The organism is Azospirillum canadense, assembly GCF_025961225.1.
Classification (GTDB): Bacteria; Pseudomonadota; Alphaproteobacteria; order Azospirillales; family Azospirillaceae; genus Azospirillum; species Azospirillum canadense.
The window spans coordinates 557923-577341 of the sequence record NZ_JAOQNG010000007.1 but is presented as its reverse complement, the minus strand read 5'-3'; the positions used below and the strand labels follow the sequence as shown (position 1 = coordinate 577341).

General features: G+C 66.6%; 13 protein-coding genes. 9 read left to right on the top strand and 4 right to left on the bottom strand.

What is annotated here, in order from left to right:
* The first annotated feature begins 137 nt into the window (after positions 1-137).
* From M2351_RS30290 to M2351_RS30275, 4 genes are all read left to right on the top strand, one after another.
* Positions 138-1802, top strand: coding sequence for a copper resistance CopC/CopD family protein (locus tag M2351_RS30290; protein ID WP_264659746.1), 1665 nt, complete (start codon positions 138-140; stop codon positions 1800-1802).
* 29 nt (positions 1803-1831) lie between these two features.
* Positions 1832-2359, top strand: coding sequence for a copper chaperone PCu(A)C (locus M2351_RS30285; protein ID WP_264659745.1), 528 nt, complete (start codon positions 1832-1834; stop codon positions 2357-2359).
* Positions 2360-3350: 991 nt separating this feature from the next.
* Positions 3351-4823 (top strand): ATPase domain-containing protein, encoded by a 1473-nt coding sequence (locus M2351_RS30280; protein WP_264659744.1) that lies wholly within the window; start codon positions 3351-3353, stop codon positions 4821-4823.
* 3 nt (positions 4824-4826) lie between these two features.
* A complete protein-coding gene (locus tag M2351_RS30275) occupies positions 4827-5183 on the top strand; it encodes a response regulator (RefSeq protein WP_264659743.1) in 357 nt (118 codons plus the stop codon).
* A 719-nt stretch (positions 5184-5902) separates the two neighbouring features.
* Here M2351_RS30275 and M2351_RS30270 read toward each other — a convergent pair.
* Positions 5903-7837 (bottom strand): hybrid sensor histidine kinase/response regulator, encoded by a 1935-nt coding sequence (locus tag M2351_RS30270; RefSeq protein WP_264659742.1) that lies wholly within the window; start codon positions 7835-7837, stop codon positions 5903-5905.
* Between the two features lie 482 nt (positions 7838-8319).
* On the opposite strand from M2351_RS30270, the gene M2351_RS30265 reads away from it, so the two are divergent.
* Both M2351_RS30265 and M2351_RS30260 read left to right on the top strand, forming a co-directional pair.
* Positions 8320-11901: a hybrid sensor histidine kinase/response regulator gene (locus M2351_RS30265; RefSeq protein ID WP_264659741.1), complete on the top strand. Its 3582-nt coding sequence runs from the start codon at positions 8320-8322 to the stop codon at positions 11899-11901.
* A 286-nt stretch (positions 11902-12187) separates the two neighbouring features.
* Positions 12188-12646 carry a PAS domain S-box protein gene (locus M2351_RS30260; RefSeq protein WP_264659740.1) on the top strand — a complete coding sequence of 153 codons (459 nt, stop codon included), beginning with the start codon at positions 12188-12190 and terminating at the stop codon, positions 12644-12646.
* 10 nt (positions 12647-12656) lie between these two features.
* Here the strand turns inward: M2351_RS30260 and M2351_RS30255 are convergent, their stop codons facing one another.
* From M2351_RS30255 to M2351_RS30245, 3 genes are all read right to left on the bottom strand, one after another.
* A complete protein-coding gene (locus M2351_RS30255) occupies positions 12657-13856 on the bottom strand; it encodes an IS256 family transposase (protein ID WP_264654291.1) in 1200 nt (399 codons plus the stop codon).
* A 133-nt stretch (positions 13857-13989) separates the two neighbouring features.
* Complete coding sequence (locus tag M2351_RS30250; protein WP_264659739.1) at positions 13990-15414, bottom strand: recombinase family protein; 1425 nt, start codon at positions 15412-15414, stop codon at positions 13990-13992.
* Between the two features lie 475 nt (positions 15415-15889).
* The gene (locus tag M2351_RS30245; protein WP_264659738.1) at positions 15890-16804 is read right to left on the bottom strand and encodes a LysR family transcriptional regulator; all 915 of its coding nucleotides are present in this window, start codon (positions 16802-16804) and stop codon (positions 15890-15892) included.
* Positions 16805-16980: 176 nt separating this feature from the next.
* Between M2351_RS30245 and M2351_RS30240 the strand changes: the two genes are divergently transcribed.
* From M2351_RS30240 to catA, 3 genes are read left to right on the top strand one after another with little or no spacing between them, the layout of a single operon-like run.
* Positions 16981-18102, top strand: coding sequence for a muconate/chloromuconate family cycloisomerase (locus tag M2351_RS30240; protein WP_264659737.1), 1122 nt, complete (start codon positions 16981-16983; stop codon positions 18100-18102).
* 27 nt (positions 18103-18129) lie between these two features.
* Positions 18130-18420 carry a muconolactone Delta-isomerase gene (gene catC, locus M2351_RS30235; protein WP_264659736.1) on the top strand — a complete coding sequence of 97 codons (291 nt, stop codon included), beginning with the start codon at positions 18130-18132 and terminating at the stop codon, positions 18418-18420.
* 43 nt (positions 18421-18463) lie between these two features.
* Positions 18464-19381, top strand: a complete 918-nt coding sequence (gene catA / locus M2351_RS30230) for a catechol 1,2-dioxygenase (RefSeq protein ID WP_264659735.1) — start codon at positions 18464-18466, stop codon at positions 19379-19381.
* The last annotated feature ends 38 nt before the right edge of the window (positions 19382-19419 follow it).

The window sequence follows — 19419 nt, the reverse complement described above, 5'->3', positions numbered from 1 at the left end:
CCTCGGTCGGTGCCGCGTCGGCGCACATGGGTGCGGCTACCGCCATAACGGCGATCCCTGTTGCCTGACGAACAAGCGCAGGGGGTAGGGTTGGTGTCCGGCAAAGTCGGGCCCGCAATCACGAGAAGGCCTCACGCGTGCAGTCTTTGTCTCGAATTGCCTGGGCGGTGACGCTCGGCATCCTGCTTCTGGTCTGGACCGAGGGGGAGGCCTGCGCACATGCCTTTTTGCGGGACACCGTTCCGGAGGACAGCAGTAGGCTGGAGGCGTCCCCGCCGGACATTCAGCTGCGCTTCAACGAGCCGGTAACCCCAATCACCGTTCAGGTGCTCGACAGTGCCGGACAACCGGTCGCCGAGAACAGACCGGTGTCGGGGCCGGACGATACGGTTCGACTGCCGCTGCCGCACCCGCTCCCCAACGGCACCTACACGGTCAGCTACCGCGTGACATCCGCGGACGGCCATCCTGCGGTGGGCTCGATCGCCTTCGGTGTCGGTGCCGCGCCGAATAGGACGGCGGGGGATACGCCGGCCGCGCCGGAGGGCGTGGATGCGGCAGCCGTGGTCACGGTGGTTGCGCGGGCGCTGCATTACGGCTTTCTTCTCGCCGGGCTCGGGGGCGGTCTCTTCTTGGTTCTGGTCTCGGGCCATCACCCGGCGCTGAACGAGAAGCTACGGTATGAGCTGTGTTGGCTTTTGCTGGTCGCCAGCTTGACGGCCATCCTGCTCGTCGGCCTCAACGGTGTCATTTTGAACGGTAATGATCTCACCACGCTTGCATTCTCATCCGCGTGGGACACCGGCATGGCCAGCACGGCCGGAATCAGCGCGGTGATTGCCACGGTCGGGTTGTTGATCAGCGCCACCGGTTTGACCTTGGAAGCGGATCATGGCGTTGCGCAGGCTCTGCTGGTTCTGGGAGCGTTGCTAGGGACGGCATCGCTGGCCGTGACGGGGCACGCGGCGACCGCCCCGCCCCGCTGGCTGAGCGCTCCGCTGGTGGTCCTGCATGGCCTGATGGCGGCCTATTGGGTCGGCTCGTTCTGGCCACTGATCATGACCCTGCGGACCGAACCGATCGGCGAAGCCGCACGGCTGACGCGGCGCTTCTCGCGCCTGGCCATCGGAGGCGTGGCGCTCCTCATCGCCGCCGGCGCCGGACTGACGGTTCTGCAGATGCCCACGCCGACGGCGGTGCTGACCACGTCCTACGGCCAGACCTGGCTGTGCAAGATGCTCGCGGTGGGCGGCCTGCTGGCATTGGCCGCCCTCAACCGGGTGCGGTTGACGCCGGCCCTTGAGGAGGGCGGTGCCGCGGCCGCAAGAGCGTTGCGGCGGAGCATCGGCGCCGAGGTTGTGGTCGCTGCCGTCGTGCTTCTCATCACCTCTGCCTTTGCGCTCTCGCCACCGCCACGCACGTCCGTGGCACCGGAGCCCGTCGCGGAGGAGGAAGAGGTCGTCCAGGACGCCGGATATGCCACGTCGGTCACACAGGGCGACCGCACCGCCTTGATCGAGGTGATCCCGGCCCGGGCCGGAAATAACCGGGTGAACGTTCATCTGTCCCTGCCAGATGGCCGACCGCTGGTGCCCACCGAAGCCACGTTGGAACTGAGCATGCCCGGCGGCGAAGCTGCTCCGCTGCTCCGCCCGCTCTCCAGCACAACCGCGGGCGTGCTCAGCGCCGACAACGTCGCGATACCGGTGGCCGGACGCTGGTTCCTGCGTCTGGAGGCACAGGCCGGCGATACCGGGACAACCGAATTCCGGACCGAGGTCCCCATCGGGCCCGCCGACTGAAAACAAGACATGCACCATAGGAGATCCCCATGATGATGCGCACCACGACCCTTGCCGCCCTGCTGACACTCACGCTTACCGCGGGCACCGCCATCGCCCATGGCTACAAGGCAGGGGCGATCGAGGTCGAGCACCCCTGGGCGCGGGCGACCGCGCCGTCGGCTCAGAACGGAGCCGCCTACATGGTTCTGACGGACCATGGCCAGCAGCCCGACCGTCTGGTGTCCGTCAGCTCGCCGATCGCCGACAAGGCGGAACTGCACACGCACCTGATGGACAACGGCGTCATGAAGATGCGCCCGGTCAACGCCATCGAGGTGACGCCGGGCTCCCCGACGACGCTTGGTCCCAGTGGGCTGCACATCATGCTGCTCGGCCTCAAGCAGCCGCTGGTCAAAGGCAAGGCCTTCCCGCTGACCCTGATGTTTGAGAAAGCCGGCCCCGTGACCGTCGAGGTCGATGTCCAAAGCGCTGGTGCCACTGCTCCGACCCACGAGGGCATGGCGGACCGGCATACCGGAGAGCACGCCACGGGGATGCCGCACAAGACGAACTGACGGGTACCGCGCCGGCCGGTTCCGGCCGGCGCGGGAATGCGGAGGCCTGAGCCTGAGAATCCAGCTCTCCGGGATATTAGGCTCATGAGGGGCAAAACGCGCCGTAGTTTATAACGCGCCGTTGTTTATTAGGTGTAAAGGTTGATACCCCCCTCAAGCTGGACCGGAACGTGACGCACTCACCGAGGCCGATGTGAAATGAGCACGGGCAGCAGTCGGCATTACGAGGGCCGCCGTTTGCGCCCCTCACCACCGCCGTTGCAACAGGATGACCGACCACCGCAGATACGGCCGCAGCTGAAGCGATACGATAATCCTGCGCCCGGCACGACAGGGAGGCCGGTTGCCTCCCTTCCGATCTTCGCCGGGCGTTCAAGCAGCGCCGTTCAAGCAGCGCCGTTCAAGCAGCGCCGTTCAAGCAGCGCCGTTCAAGCAGCGCGTAAACAGGTCATAGGCGCGTGCCGTGGAGCATTGCGACGACATCATCCGGGAACGAACGGAGCGCGGCGCTGTTGACGCGGATGGACCTCTGAACAAGGTCCGGACCAGCGAAGTGACGTATGCCAGAGCACCTTGTTGAAGGGGCCGCCGGACTGACCACCCGGCGGCCCTGTTGCGTTGCGGTTCGCCCCCGCAACGCCAGAGTGGTTCCGAAACGGACCGAAATTCATCTGGTGCGACGAAACACGTGTTGGAAACCTTGCGTTGAGACGCTTGGACCTTTCATCGGTCCGTTTCTCTGAGCATAGGCCGATCCGCCCGAGGGCCGCCGGCGCACCACCCGGCGGCCTTCATTGCCTTTGCGGTTGGAGCGGCCAAGCCGCGCAAAAGCCGGTAGCACGTGATGCACGCTGTGTCCGACTGTTTGAACCAGGAACGGAACTCGGGCTCTTGAATCGGCCGGTCGCGGCATTCCCATTCTGGGCGCTTCTGACCGAGGACCCTCCTCGCGTGCTGGCTATCGCCGGCCCCTAGCCTCGGGGTGAGAGTCATGGAAAGCGAGCAACACAGCCAGAAGCTTGAACGCGTTCCGAGCGGCATCTCGGGGCTGGACACGATCCTGCAGGGAGGTTTCCTGAAAGGCGGCGTCTACATCGTCCAAGGCGTCCCGGGGACGGGCAAGACTGTCCTCGCCAACCATGTCTGCTTCAACCATGTCGCCCGTGGGGGGCAGGCCATCTATTTCACTCTTCTGGCGGAGTCCCACGCGCGCATGCTTCAGCATCTGCGCCCGATGGCCTTCTTCGATGACGCGGTCATCCCCGACCGGCTCTACTACGCGAGCGCCTATGTCACGCTGGAGGAGCAGGGCCTCAAGGGACTGCTCGATTTGTTCCGGCATGAGATCAGAGGGCAGAAGGCGAGCCTTCTGGTGCTCGACGGCTTCGTCGTGGCCGGTCTAACGGCGCCGTCGGAGCGCGAGTTTAAGAAATTTGTCTATGAAGTGCAGGCCTACGCCGCCGTGATGAACTGCACGGTGCTGCTCCTGACCAGCAATGAGCCGGGTCCGGTCCGGGCCGAACACACCATCGTGGACGGGGTAATCGAACTGGATGATCGGTTGTTTGATCACCGTACCGAACGGGGCGTGCAGATCCGCAAGCATCGCGGCAGCGGCTTTCTGCGGGGCGTGCATCCCTTCCGGATCACCGCGGCCGGGATCGTGGTTTACCCGCGCATCGAGGTCGCCTTCGCCTCACCGTCGCGGCGAGATCAGCCGCCCCTGGGGCGCGTCTCGACCGGCATCGCCGGTCTGGACGCGCTGATTGGGGGCGGGCTGATCGGCGCAACGACCTCGGTCGTCATGGGCCCGACCGGCATCGGGAAGACGACGTTCGGCCTGCAGTTCCTCGCCCGATCGCGCCAGGAGGAGCCCGGCTTGCTGTTCGGCTTCTACGAGACGCCGGAGCGCCTGAAGGTCAAGGCCGAGGCCTTGAGGCTGGACTTGGTGGGACTGGAGGTCAGCGGTGCGGTGGAGATCGTCTGGCAACCGCAGGGCGAGAATGTGCTGGATGAACTCGGCCATCGGCTCCTGGACTCCGTCCGACGCCGCGGTGTGCGGCGGCTGTTCGTGGACGGCTTGGGCGGCCTCATTGAGTCCGCAATCCACCCCCAGCGCATCAGCCGCTTCCTCTCGGTGCTCACGCACGAACTTCGGGCGCTTGGCGCGACAACCGTCTTCTCGGTGGAGACGCGGGACATCGTCGGGCCCACGGTGCAGGTGCCCATCGACGGGATTTCCTCGCTGGTCGAGGGCATGATGGTCCTGCGCTATGTGGAGGCTCAAGGGCGAACCCACCGGGTGTTGTCGATCACCAAAATCCGCGACAGCGCCATCGACCCGGCCCTGCAAGCCTTTTCGATCACGAGCGCAGGCCTGGAGGTCATTGGTCCGTTCCAAGGGTATGAGGCCGTCCTCAGTGGCTCGGCCCACACGCCGCCGGCGCCTCCGGAGGGGAGGTGACGCGTGAGGACGATCCTGCTGGTGGAAGACGAGTTCGGCATCGCTGGAGTGCTGACCGTACTTCTGGAGAATGCCGGCTACCGCGTGCTTTCGGCCGGCAACGGCCGCGAAGGGTTGCAACAGCTGGCCGTGAACCGGCCGAATGTCATCGTGACGGACTACATGATGCCGCTCATGGATGGAGCCGCGATGGCCCGGGCTATCCGGGCTGACCCGACCTTCCAAGATATCCCCATCATCATGATGACCTCCGTCCGCGAGGATATCGTCCGGCAGCATTTCGACGGATACACCGCGTACATGCGCAAGCCCTTCCAGACGGAAGTTTTGCTCGACCTGATCGCCCGCATTGCGGAATGAGGAGCGCAGACATGCCAATCACGACGAGAGCGTTGTACGGGAGCGCCAATGGGGACCGGTGGCTGCTGGTCCGCGATTCTGAGGTGGACCGGGTGTTCATCCGCCATGAGGCCAATGCCGCGTCGGGTGGGCATATAGCGGAGATCGATATAGGGACGTTTCTCACAAGCGGGCGTGGCCCCGAACAGCAGGAGCTGCTGCGCTTGATTGGAACGTTGGCCGAGCGCCCCGAGGCGCCTACTCGACCGTGAAAGTGGGGGATAGAGCAGGCACGGTGGGGGGCGCTTCCTGGCGAAAGGTGACAGTGGAGAGGGCGGCCGCAATTGATGCCATAGGACGAAGGCGGGCGGGCCACAGTGAGGCGATCGTTCCGCCCGGCCTCGGGCCGTATGTCCGGACCTCGCTGCCGGGCCTTCCGTCCAAGGATGATCGCGCCGGTGTAGCCGCTCCGAGTTGCGATGGCTGGTGATTGCCCAACAGCGAGATGTCGGCCGGCAGGCTCCGATCTCGCCGCATCGGATCGGCTGACGAACTCCGCGGAAGACCGCTCATCGCCACCGCGGCTTCCGACGTCCAGAATCCGTGAAAAGCCGCCCCATCATCCCGACCCAAGGCCTGCATTCCCTTTTGCCGCATCCATAGCGGTGACTTTTGACGGACCTGCGACCGTGGGCGGCCCAATCAAACACGACAACCAACAAGCCTGCGCTGCTGCCCCGCTAGAGCAGCGCCTCCAGCGCCGCGGTCAGGCCCGGCACCTGGTAGGGCTTGCCGATGAAGGCAAAGTCGCCGGGAATCAGCTCCACCCGGTCTAGCGTCTCCCGGGGGTGGCCGGACGCGAGCAGGATGCGCAGGTCCGGGCGGATGCGGCGCGCCTCCTTGGCCAGCACGACGCCGCTCATCCCCTTGGGCATCACCACGTCGGTGAACAGCACGTCCACATCCAGTCCTGCCTGAAGCATCGCCATGGCCTCCGGAGCGTCGTGCGCCTGGAAGGTGGTGTAGCCCAGCAGCTCCAGCGTCTGCACCGCGATGTGCCGCACCTCGGCGTCGTCCTCCACGACCAGGATGCGCCCGGTGCGCACGACGGGAGCGACGCTGGGGCGTGACTCGTCCGCCACGCTGTCGGACGCGCTGCGGGGCAGGTAGAGGCGCACCGCCGTTCCGGTGCCCGGCGTGCTGACGATCTCCAGCTGGCCGCCCGACTGGCGGACGAAACCGTACACCTGGCTGAGGCCAAGCCCGCTGCCCTCGCCGACGTCTTTGGTCGTAAAGAACGGCTCGATGGCACGGGCGCGCACCTCGTCGCTCATGCCGGTGCCGCTGTCACTCACCTCGACCATCACGTAGGGGCCTGGGGTCAACTCGTGGAAGGTGTCGGCGCGCTCGGGGCCGAGTTCCACGTTCGCCGTGCGGATGGTGAGCGTGCCGCCCTGCGCCATCGCGTCCTGCGCGTTGACCACCAGGTTGAGGATCGCCGCCTGGAACTGCGCCGTATCGACCTCCACGTTGCGCGACCTGGGGTCGAACTGCCGCTCGAACGCGACGCTGTCGCCGGCCGCGCGGCGCAGCAGCGTGTCGAAGGCGTCGATCAGGTCGTTGAGGTTGGCCGTCTGCGGGTTCAGCGTCTGCCGCCGGGAAAAGGCGAGGAGCTGCGCCGTCAGCTGCGCCCCGCGGTTGGTCGCCCGCTGTGCCGTGTCCACCAGGCGCCTCACGCGCTCGTCGCTGGTCAGATGCGTGATCAGGTCCAGGCTGCCCAGCACCGCGGTCAGCAGGTTGTTGAAGTCGTGCGCCACCCCGCCGGTCAACTGCCCAACCGTCTCCATCTTCTGCGCCTGGAAGAGCTGCTCCTTCGCTTTGTCCAGCGCCTCCTGCGCTTGCTTGCGCTCGGTCAGATCGCGCGTCACCTTGGCGAAGCCGATCAGCGTCCCGGCGTCGTCGCGGATCGCGTCGATCACGACGTGGGCCCAGAAGGTGCTGCCGTCCTTGCGCACGCGCGGCCCTTCCATCTCGCAGCGCCCCTCGCGCAGCGCCCTGGCGAGGATGCGCTGCGGCACCCCGGCCCCCTGGTCTTCGGCCGTGTAGAAGCGGGAGAAGTGCTGGCCGCTGATCTGCTCGGTCGCGTAGCCCTTGATGCGACGGGCGCCGGCGTTCCAGCTGGCGATGCGGCCGTCCCGGTCGAGCATGAAGATGGCGTAATCGACCACGCCCTCGACCAGCAGGCGGAACCGCTCCTCGCTGCGGCGCAGCTCGTCCTGCACACGCTTACGGTCGGTCATGTCGCGGGTGATCTTGGCGAAGCCGATCAGGGTGCCGTCGGGCGCGCGGATCGCGTCGAGCACGGCGAGCGCCCAGAACCGGCTGCCGTCCTTGCGCACGCGCCAGTTCTCGTCCTCAAAGCGGCCAGTGCGCTGGGCGGTGTCGAGGGCCAGGGCCGATCGCCCGGCCGCCTGATCCTCCGGCGTGAAGAAGCGGGAGAAGTGCTGACCGATGATCTCGTCCGGGGCATAGCCCTTGATCCGCTCCGCGCCCGGGTTCCAGCTCACGATGTAGCCCTGCGGGTCCAGCATGTAGATGGCGTAGTCCACCACCGCGTCGATGAGCACCTGAAAGCGCTCAGCGCCGTTGGCCGCAGCGGGGCCGGAAAAAAGCATGGAACCTCAGCAGAGCTTCAGGAACGTCGGGTCGGGTTTCATAGCGCCGCAGGCGCGGTCGTAACAAACCCCTCCGAGGTTGTATCCAATTGGTCGCGTTTTTATGCCATCCTGTGAACACTGATAAAAGACCAAACTCTCGTACGCTTGAAGAGCGGCGGCGGTTTGCCTCCCGGCACACACCTTACAATTGCTATGCGGTGAGGGCATTCGCTCAATTTCACCTCGCCTGAGCCGCCGCCCTTTGGCAATGTTGAGAGCTATCCAGAAAGGCAGGCCCGCTGTCGGTTGTTTCACAGAACGAATGGCCCCTATATTCGCGTCATGATCACGGCCTTGCCTTTTGTCGGGAGTTCCACATTGCCCGTATCCCGCCGCCTTGTGGAACCAACGGTGGCCCCGCGCAGCGCTCATCCGCACCGCGTGCCAATCCCGGTCTTAGGGCGGTGGACAAAACCCGTCTCGAACGAGATCACCCAGGAATGACTGCCCGTCTCCCCAATCTGGCCGCCGATCATGCTTTTCTTGTGGGTGGTGGCGAGATGGGCGCGCGCATGCGCGCTCATGACTGGACCACCTCGCCTCTGGGGCCGCCCGCGGGCTGGCCAGCGGCCCTGCGAACCGTGGTCGGGCTCATGCTCACGTCGAGCTTTCCAATGTTCGTCGCGTGGGGGCCCGAACTCACCTTTCTCTACAACGACGGCTACCGCCCGGTCTTCGGCGCCAAGCACCCGACCGCGCTCGGCCGCCCGTTCGCGGAGGTGTGGGCCGACATCTGGCCCGATGTCGGCCCGCTGGTGGACCGCGCGCTTGCCGGGGAAGCCAGCTTTCACGAGAACCTGGCGCTGACGATGGAGCGCAACGGCTATCCGGAGGAGACCTACTTCACCTTCTCCTACAGCCCACTGCGCGATGACACCGGCCGGGTCATGGGCATGTTCTGCGCCTGCACCGAGACCACCCATACGGTGCTCAGCGACCGCCGGCTGCGTGCCACCGAAGCGGCGCTCCGCGCCGCCAACGCCCGACTTGCCGCCGAAGGCGAGCATCTGCGCGCATTGTTTCGCCAAGCCCCGGGCTTCATGTGTGTGCTGCGCGGACCCGAACACGTCTTCGAGTTGGCCAATGACGCCTACCACCAGCTGATCGGCCGCCAGGACATCATCGGCAAGCCTGCCCGCGAAGCACTGCCCGTGCTTGTGGGGCAGGGCTTCTACGAACTGCTGGATGGGGTCTATCAATCCGGAGAGCCGTTCGTCGGTCATGGCCAGCCGCTGATCATACAGCGCGACCCAGGCGGGCTTGTGGAGACGCGCTTCGTCACCTTCGTTTACCAGCCGATCCGCGACGCCGATGGGCACGTGACGGGCATTTTCGTCGAAGGCAGCGACATCACCGAGGCCAAGCGGGCCGAAGAGGCCCTGCGGGACAGTGAGGAGCGGCTGCTCGTCGCTCAACGCGCCGGACAGATCGGCACCTTCGAACTGCGCGCCGATGGCTCCCTTGCCGTCTCGGAAGAGTTCTGCCGCCTGTGGGGACTCCCGCCGCACCCCCTGGTGCCGCTGGAAGAGTGCGTTGCGCTCATTCATCCGGAGGACCGCCCACGTCTGTCCACGCTGCATCCGGGGCGGGTGCCAAGCAATGGACTCGGCTATGTCGAGTATCGCATACGGCGTCCGGACACCGGCGCGGAGCGCTGGATTGCGCGACGCGGCGAGTCGGTGCGTCAAGGTACCGATGACAAGCTCCGCGTGGTGGGCGTCGTCTACGACATCACCGAGCGCAAGCGGGTGGAAGAGGAACTGCGCCAGCGCACGCACGACCTGGAAATCATCAACCGTACCGGAGCGGCGATGGCCGCGGAACTCGACCTGGAACGCCTCGTGCAGACGGTGACCGACGGCGGCGTGGCGCTCACCGGCGCCGAGTTCGGGGCGTTCTTCTACAATGTCCTCCGCGAGGACGGCGAAGCCTACACGCTTTATACGCTGTCGGGCGTGCCGCGCCAGGCCTTTGCGGGCTTTCCCATGCCGCGCAATACGGCGGTGTTCGGTCCCACCTTCGCCGGAGAAGGGATCGTCCGCTCGGACGACATCACGAAGGACCCACGGTACGGCCGCAACAGCCCTTATCATGGCATGCCCAAAGGGCATTTGCCGGTGCGCAGCTACCTGGCAGTGCCGGTCAAATCGCGGTCGGGCGAGGTGCTTGGCGGTCTGTTCTTCGGTCATTCGAAACCGGGCGTCTTCACGGAGCGCTCGGAGGCGAACCTCGCACCTCTGTCGGCTCAGGCCGCTGTGGCCATCGACAACGTCCGCCTGTTCCAGGCCTCACACCGCGAGATCACCCAGCGCGCGGCCGCCGAAGAGCAACTCAGGCTGTTGAACGAGCGGCTGGAGGAGCGCGTTGCTGAGGAAATGGCGGTGCGCCGCCAAGCCGAGGCCCACCTGCAGCAGGCGCAGAAGATGGAAGCGGTCGGCCAGCTGACCGGCGGCGTGGCCCACGACTTCAACAACCTGCTGCAGGTCATCGGTGGCAACCTGCAGCTCCTGCTCCGGGACGTCGCCGGGAATGACCGCGCCGAACAGCGCGTGCGCAACGCCCTGAGCGGCGTCTCGCGCGGCGCCAAGCTGGCCGCCTCGCTGCTCGCCTTCGCCCGTCGCCAGCCGCTGGAGCCCCGGGCCGTCAACCTCGGCCGGCTCCTCCGTGGCCTCGACGACATGTTGCGCCGTGCGCTTGGCGAGGAGATCGCGATCGAGACGGTCGCCGCCGGCGGGCTGTGGAACACCATGGTGGACCCGGTCCAGGTGGAGAACGCGCTGCTCAACCTGGCGATCAACGCGCGCGATGCCATGCAGGGGCACGGCACGCTGACCATTGAGATCGGCAACGCCTGGCTCGACGACGAGTACGCCGCGCGGCATGGTGACGTGCAGCCGGGGCAGTACGTCGTGCTGGCGGTCTTCGACACCGGCTGCGGCATGCCGCCGGAGGTGGTCGAGCGCGTGTTCGAGCCGTTCTTCAGCACCAAGCCCGAAGGGCAGGGCACCGGCCTCGGGCTCAGCATGGTCTATGGCTTCGTCAAGCAGTCTGGCGGGCACATCATAATCTACAGCGAGGTGGGGCAAGGGACGACCATCCGCCTGTACCTGCCGCGCACGCACCAGGAGGAGGACGTTACTGGCATCGTCGAGGCCGGCCCGGTGCGCGGCGGCAGCGAGGCGGTGCTGGTGGTGGAGGACGACAAGGCGGTGCGGGGCACCGTGGTGGCGATGCTGGCCGACCTCGGCTACCGGGTGCTGCAGGCCAAGGATGCGCAGAGCGCACTCACCATCCTGGAGAGCGGGGCGGCCGTAGACTTGCTGTTCACCGATGTCGTCATGCCCGGCCCGCTGCGCAGCCCGGACCTGGCGCGCAAGGCGCGCGAGCGCCTGCCGCACCTGGCGGTGCTGTTCACCTCCGGCTACACGCAGAACGCTATTGTCCACGCCGGGCGGTTGGATGCCGGGGTCGAGCTGCTGAGCAAACCGTACACGCGCGAGGCCCTGGCCCGTAAAGTGCGCCACGTCCTGCGCAATCGGCAGCAACGGACCGCGGTCCAGGATCCCTTGGCCACGCCAGCATTGGTCCCCACGCCTGCAAGGAGAGACGGCCGCGATCGTGGCTTGCGTGTGCTCCTGGTGGAGGACGATGCGCTGATCCGCCTGACCACGGCGGAGATGCTGGGCAGCCTGGGGCACACCGTGGTCGAAGCTGGCGATGCCGAGGAAGCCCTGTCCGTGATCGACGGGCAACCCGTCGATGCGCTGGTGACGGACATCACGCTGCCAGGGCTCTCGGGCGACCAGCTGGCCTGCACGATGCGCAGACGCTGTCCGGGACTGCCGGTGATCTTGGCGTCGGGATATGACCTGTCCACTGGCGAAACAACGCCGGGAGCCATTCCGGACGCCATCCATCTTGCAAAACCATACGACGTCACGGCCCTGGCGGAAGCCCTGCGCGTCGCCATCGACGCGGGGCCGCACGTGCTTCCAGACGGACCAAGACGTTTCCCGGACTGAGTTGCTGAGGCAGAACGGATAGACGCCACTTCGCCATTAGCAGATTAACCGGTTCTGGCGAGACACAGACGGCCGGACGCATTCACCTCATCCATAATTCGGCCTATTGACAGCCTTTGCTCTGACGTTTGCGCGCCGACCTCGTCTCGGATCGTAACGTGACCGATGCTGACGCCGCGACTCGTCGCCACAGACCCGCCACGTCTTGCGCTGCCGTCGCGCGCGGAGGCACACTGGAGCAGTTACGGCATGATCAGGTTGGCACCTGAGGAAAGGCATCGGACCCATGCAGAAGGGACAAGGGAAGACGCTGGAAGGACGCGTCGCTCTCAAAGATGCGGCAATCCGACACGTCGCCGAGGACATGCCTTCGCCGGAACAAATGACTCAGGTTGACGCGGCGCGCCATGCGCACTTGGAGGCAAGCAGCGCCGACCTGCAAACCATAGCGTTGCTCAACGAGGATCTCCGGCGGGCCAACGCGGAATTGGAGGCGAGCCGCGCCAAGCTGCAGGCCAGCGAGGATCGGTTGCGTACGATTCTGGAGAGCGCCACCGAGTACGCCATCATCACCACCGATCCGCAGGGCCAAATTTCCGGGTGGAGCGTTGGTGCGCAGAACATTTTTGGCTGGACGGACGAGGAGGTCATCGGCCGCGACCTGACCATCCTCTTCACGCCGGAGGATCGATCGTGCCCCGAGGCGTGGTGTCTGAGGGGGCCTCTGTGCTCTTCGGCGGGTTGAGGCCGCCGGTCTACTCCGCTGCGATGGACAGCGGATCAGGGGTGTGAGGGTGGCACAGCTCGGCCAGGCTTTCCATGGTCATGTAGCGCCGGGCCACCGCCCATTCATCATGCTGCTCCAGCAGCAAGGCGCCGACGAGGCGCACAACCGCCCCTTCGCCAGGGAAGATGCCGACGACGTTGGTGCGCCGCTTGATCTCGCCATTCAGCCGCTCCAGAGGATTCGTGCTGTGCAATTTGGTGCGCAGGTCCTTGGGGTACTTCATGTAGGCCAGCACGTCGAACTCCGCCTCGTCCATCAGCGCCGCCAGCTTGGAAAAGCGCGGCCGCAGGCTGTCGGCCACCCGGCGCCACTGCTCATGCGCCGCCTCAGCGGTCTCCTGGGCAAAGGCGGTGCGAATGGTGGCCGCGACCATCGTCTGGTGCGCCTTGCCGACGCAGGCGAGGAGATTCCTCATGCAATGAACACGACAGCGTTGAAGTGTGGCGCCCAGCACCTTGGAAGCGGCGGCCTTCAGCCCGAGATGCGCATCGGCGATCACCAGCTTTACGCCGCGTAGGCCCCGGCGGGTGAGGGTGCGCAGGAAATCGGTCCAGAAGGTCTCGGCTTCCGACAGCCCGAGGCCGAGCCCCAGCACCTCGCGCCGGCCATCGCTGTTGACGCCGATGGCCAGTATGGCGGCGAGCGAGACGATGCGGCCGTCCTGGCGCACTTTCACGTAGGTCGCATCCAGCCACACAAAGGGCCAGTCGCCTTCCAGCGGCCGGTTCAGGAACGCCTGCACGCGCTCGTCGATGTCCTGGCACAGGCGGCTGACCTGGCTCTTGGAGATGCCGGTCATGCCCATCGCCTTGACCAGATCATCGACGTTGCGCGTCGAGATGCCCTGCACGTAGGCCTCCTGAATCACCGCGATTAGCGCCTTCTCCGCGGTGCGGCGCGGCTCCAGGAAGGCCGGGAAGTAGGAGCCGCGCCGCAGCTTGGGGATGCGCAGGTCGATGGCCCCGGCGCGCGTCTCCCAGGTCCGCTCCCGGTAGCCGTTGCGCTTGGTCTGGCGGTCCTCGCTGCGTTCGCCATACCCGGCGCCGCACAGGCTCTCCACCTCCAGCTCCATCAGGCGCTGGGCGGCGAAGCCGACCATCTCGCGCAGAAAGTCGGCATCGGCGCTCTTCCCAATCAGCTCCTGAAGAGCGATCCTGTCCTCGGTCATCGTGGTCTCCGTCTTGGTTGATGGTCGTTAAGCAACCTCAACTTAGCCGAAGAACACGGTGACCGCCGCTCCCGAACGGCCGGCCCGCCTGCGCCAGCTATGGGGGAGCGCTCCGGCGGGCCAGCCTCACGCCTCAGACACCACGCGGTGGGACGCGATCCTGCTGGCGCGCGGCATCATTGCGCAGCAGCTCCTCCTGGCTAGCCAGGGCCTGTATCTGCTGCTCCCGGTCACGCCGCCGTCGCTCATACTCATCGAGCGGAATGACCGCCCGTAGATAGGCGTCGGTGAGCCGCTCGAGCTGCTGGCCGAGGTGGGCCTGGGCGCGGTGCAGCGTCTCGCGACGCGCGAGCAATTCCTGCGGCAGCCACGCCCCGCCATGGGCGCGTGCCACCGCGGCGGCGAGCGGTTCCGGTTCCCTCAGCAAGGCGCAGAGATCGTTCCAGACCACCTCGTCGAGCTGGTCAGCCGGGATAGAGCGAGCGGGGCAGCATGCCGCGCGGGACGCGCTGGTCCTTCGCCCCTTCCCGGTGCACACATAGTAGGAGGTCCGGCCATTGGCCACCCGTGCCGTGCAGGCCATGCCGCAGCGCCCGCAGCTCACCAGCACGCGCAAGAGGTACGGGTGGGCGGTGTTGTTCCGCCGCGCGAAGGAGCGGTTGGTGGCCAGCTTCGCCTGGACCTCGTCGAAGTGCGCTTGGCTGACCACGGCGGGGACCGGTCCGACCGGGATCCAGGTGTCGGCGGGTTGCGGCACCGCCGTGTCGTGTGACCGGCCGATGGGGTGCGTCGCCGAGCGCCGGTGCGTGGGTGGGCGGCAGCGCGTGCGTTGCGCATAAACCTGCCCGGTGTAAGTCGGGTTGCACAAAATCCCCCGGATCGTCGGGCCGGACCAGCACGGTTTGCCCGAGGGGGTGGGGACGCCGCGCGCATCGAGATGGCGGGCGAGGTCCATCAGCGAGGTGCCCGGCTCGCGGTATAGGGCAAACAGCTCGGCCACGACGGCGGCCTCGGCCGGCTCGAGGGTAACACCACGCGGGTCGCGCGGCCGGTCCGGGTGCAGGCGATAGCCGTAGGGCGGATACGTCCATGGCAGCAGCAGACCGGCGCGCAGCTTGGCCAGCCGGCCGCGGCGCATGCGTTCGGCAATCAGCGTCCGCTCGTACTCCGCCACCGCCCCGCGGATCTGCAGCAGCAGATGGTCATGAGGGTCATCGCTCATCGGCCGGTCCAGAAACTCGGCGATGCAGCCAAACCGGGCCCATTCCTCCAGCAACACCATCTGGTGCACGTCGTTGCGCGCCAGACGGTCCGGCGCGGTGACGAGCACGCGGTCACACTCGCGGCTCTTCACGGCGTCACGCAGGCGGTCGAGCCCCGGGCGCGCCAACGTGGCGCCGCTGTAGCCATCGTCGCGGAAGACATGGCCCGGGTCGAGCACCCAGCCTTCGGCCGTGTGTGCGTGCACATGCGCGGTCAGGCGCTCGAATTGCTGCTCAATGGTCTGGTGGTCGACTTGGTGGCTGGTCGAGACGCGACCATAGATCGCTACGCGCATGACACACCTCCGGCCGGATCGGGGGCGCCCACGTCGGGGTTGGCGCCGGTGCGGTCATCGCCCACTGCAGAAGGAGTTGATCGGCCCGGTCCCACCGCTGCTGACTGGTTGGCGTCGACACACCGGTGCGCCGAACGCGCCAAGGACACCGCTTTTGCCGCCGCATCCTTCCCTCCTTGGTGAGTGACCTCACCGCAGAGGTAGGACACAACCGCCTCCCACCCGCCGCCCCGCACGTGTGACAAGCTCAGCTGAAGATGCCCTGTGCGCGTCAGGCAGAACTTGTCATTTGTGATTAGACCATTGAGCGCTCCTTCAGCTGGATCACGCGCTACCGTCGATTGAACACCATCGTCGAGCGGACGAAGGAGCACCTCATCGCTTTCATCGAGATCGCCTTCATCTCGATCCTCTCCAGGCGCTTGAAGCGGCTGATCGCCCAGGCTCCCAGTGCATGACGTCTACAAACATGCTCTCAGACACCAAGCTCGTTTTCGACGTGGTTGGTCCGATAAACGTGGCCGATGGCGTCGAGCAGGATCGCGATTTCCGGAGACGTGTCGTTCACGCGATGACTCATGAACAGCGGCGACACAGCCTGCGGCTCGTCGAGCGGCCGGTATTCGACCTTGTCGCGTCGCAGGTGCTGCACCGACGCGGTCACCAGGCTGATGCCGACGTCGGCGGCGACCAAGCCGAGCGCCGTCTGAACGTCCCGCACCTCAAGCACGGCATCCGGCTTCAACCCGCGGGCGCGGTACAGGGCGAGCACCTGGTCGGCGAAGCTCGGCCGCGGTGACTTTGGGTACACCACCAGCGTCCCTGCCGTCAGATCGTCAAGGCGCAGCGGCTCCTCCCGGTCGAGCAGGGCGTGTCCGAAGGGGATGGCGGCGATGATCGTCTCGTACCGCAGGAGATGCCGGGCGACCGCAGCGTCCTCCAGGGGAATGCGCCCGAACCCGACGTCGATCCGGCCCTCCTTCAGCGCGGCGATCTGCTCGACCGTGGTCAGTTCGAGGAGCGCCACCTCGACGTTCGGGCGGATGGACCGGTAGCGGCGGATCATCTCCGGCAGCCAGCCGTACAGGGTCGAGGCCACGAAACCTATGGTGAAACGGCTGTGCTCCGCATGGCGGAGACGGCGCGCCAACGCCTTGATTTCGTCCACACGCTCCAGGACCTGCACCGCCTGCTCGTAAATCAGCCGGCCAGCTTCGGTCAGGCGCAGCGGACGGCTTTCCCGCTCGATCAGCTGCACCCCCAATTCCTCTTCCAGCTGCTGGATCTGGCGGCTCAGCGGTGGTTGCGCCATGTGCAGCCGCTCGGCGGCCCGCGTGAAGTTCCGCTCGCTCGCGACCGCAAGGAAGTAGCGCAGGTGACGCAATTCCAACGCAAACCTCCCGTTCCAGCCGCCCGACGACGGACGCCCTGGCCGTCGGAAACCGACGCCCGAGTCAGGGGCGATACCCCATGGGTATCAAACCAGACCAACATGATCTTTCACATCGCGCGCCGCAACCGATAGCTTGGTGAAGCAACAAAAATTCTGCTGAGGACAGCCGCAGGATGACAAAAATCGACGACATCGAGACGTTCCTGGTCGATTTGCCGACCATTCGGCCGCATGTGCTCTCGATGGCGACCATGCGCCGGCAGACCGTCGTGGTTGTCCGCATCCGCTGCTCGGACGGTGCAATGGGCATCGGCGAGGGAACCACCATCGGCGGGTTGAGCTACGGCGATGAATGCCCCGAAGGTATCAAGCTGGCCATCGACACCTACATCGCGCCGATCCTGCGCGCCTGCGATCCCACCCGCGTGGCGGCGACGATGGCCCAGGTCGCGAAAGCGGTCGTCGGCAACCACTTCGCCAAGTCGGCCGTCGAGACGGCGCTGCTGGACGCGCAGGGCAAGCGCCTCGGCCTGCCGGTGTCTGAGCTTCTGGGCGGCCGCCACCGCGACGCGCTGCCGGTCGCCTGGACGCTGGCCAGCGGCAACACCGCCAAGGACATTGACGAGGCCGAGCGGATGCTCGCCCTGCGCCGTCACAACATCTTCAAGCTGAAGATCGGAAAGCGGGCGGTGCCCGACGACGTTGCCCACGTGGCGACGATCAAGCAGGCGTTGGGCGACCGGGCCAGCGTGCGCGTGGACGTGAACCAGGCCTGGGACGAGGCCAGCGCCTCGCGGGGGATGGCGATGCTGGAGGACGCGGGCGTCGATCTGGTCGAACAGCCCATCGCGCGGGGCAACCGCGCCGCCCTGGCGCGGCTGGCGGCCCGCTTCATCATCCCGATTATGGCCGACGAGAGCCTGCGCGGACCCGAAGACGCCTTCGCCCTCGCGGCCCAAGCCGCCGCCGACGTGTTCGCGGTGAAGATCGCGCAAAGCGGCGGTCTCCAGGCGGCGGCGCGCGTGGCGGCCATCGCGGATGCCGCGGGCATCGGTCTCTACGGCGGCACGATGCTGGAGGCCGGGATCGGCACCATGGCGTCGGCCCATCTCTTCGCCGCCTTCCCCCATCTCGGCTGGGGCACGGAGCTGTTCGGCCCGCTGCTGCTGACCGAGGAAATCCTCACCGAACCGCCCGCCTATGGGGACTTCGCCCTGCGGGTGCCGAACAAGCCGGGCCTCGGCATCGAACTGGACGAGGACCGCGTCGCCTTCTTCCGCCGCGACCGGCGCTGACGCCGGTCCGAACCGAGGGATCAATCCATGCTGTTCCAAGTCGAAATGGACGTCCGCCTGCCGCCCGACATGGCGCCGGAAGCGGCCGAGGAGTTGAAGCGGGTGGAACGCGAGCGCGCCCAGCGCATGCAGCGCGAGGGCAAGTGGCGCCACCTGTGGCGCGTCGCCGGCCGCTACGCGAACGTCAGCATCTTCGACGTGGAGAGCGCCGACGAACTGCACGCGCTGCTCAGCTCGCTGCCGCTCTTTCCGTACATGGCGATGAAGGTCACCGCGCTGTGCCGCCACCCGTCGTCCATCCACGAGGGCGACCGCTGACCAAGCCACAAACCACACCTTACAAGAGTCTAGGGAGAGAACGATGAACAAGACCCAGATCCAGGACTTCGCCAAGCGCATCACCGGCACCCAGAGCGCCCCCGCGAATGAACGCGTTAAGGCGGTTGTCGATCGCATGCTGCTCGACCTGTTCGTGCTGATCGAAGACATGGACGTCACGCCCGAGGAATTCTGGTCGGCCTGCAACTACGTGACCGAACTCGGCAAGTCCAACGAGGTCGGCCTGCTCGTGCCGGGTCTGGGCATCGAGCACTTCCTGGACCTGCGCCAGGACGAGAAGGAGCGCGCCGCGGGCATGGAAGTGGGCGGCACCCCGCGCACCATCGAAGGCCCGCTCTACGTCGCCGGCGCCCCGGTCTCCCAAGGCGAGGCGCGTCTGGACGACGGCACCGACGACGGGGAGATCCTCCTCATGGGAGGCCGTGTGCTCGACACGCGCGGCAACCCCGTCCCCGGCGCGAAGGTCGAGGTCTGGCACGCCAACACGCGCGGCAACTACTCCGTCTTCGACCAGTCGCAGAGCCCGTTCAACCTGCGCCGGACCATCGTGACCGACTGCGAAGGGTGCTACCGCTTCCGCAGCGTCATGCCGTCCGGGTACAGCTGCCCGCCCGACGGCCCGACGCAGACGCTGCTGACGCTGCTAGGCCGCCACGGCCACCGCCCCGCGCACATCCATTTCTTCGTGTCGGCCCCGGGCTTCCGCACCCTGACGACGCAGATCAACATCAAGGACGATCCCCACACCCACGACGACTTCGCCTTCGCGACGCGCGACGGGCTGATTCCCGACGTGGTGCACCACACCGACCCGGCCGTCCTGCGGGACATGGGCGTGGACCGTCCCTTTGCGACCATCGCCTTCGACTTCACGCTCCCGCACGCCGTCGAAGGCCTGACCAACGCCGTGGTCGAGCGGGCCCGCGCCTCGGCCGCGTGAGGCCCTTTGACGCGCTCAACCAACAAACCGGCCAACAA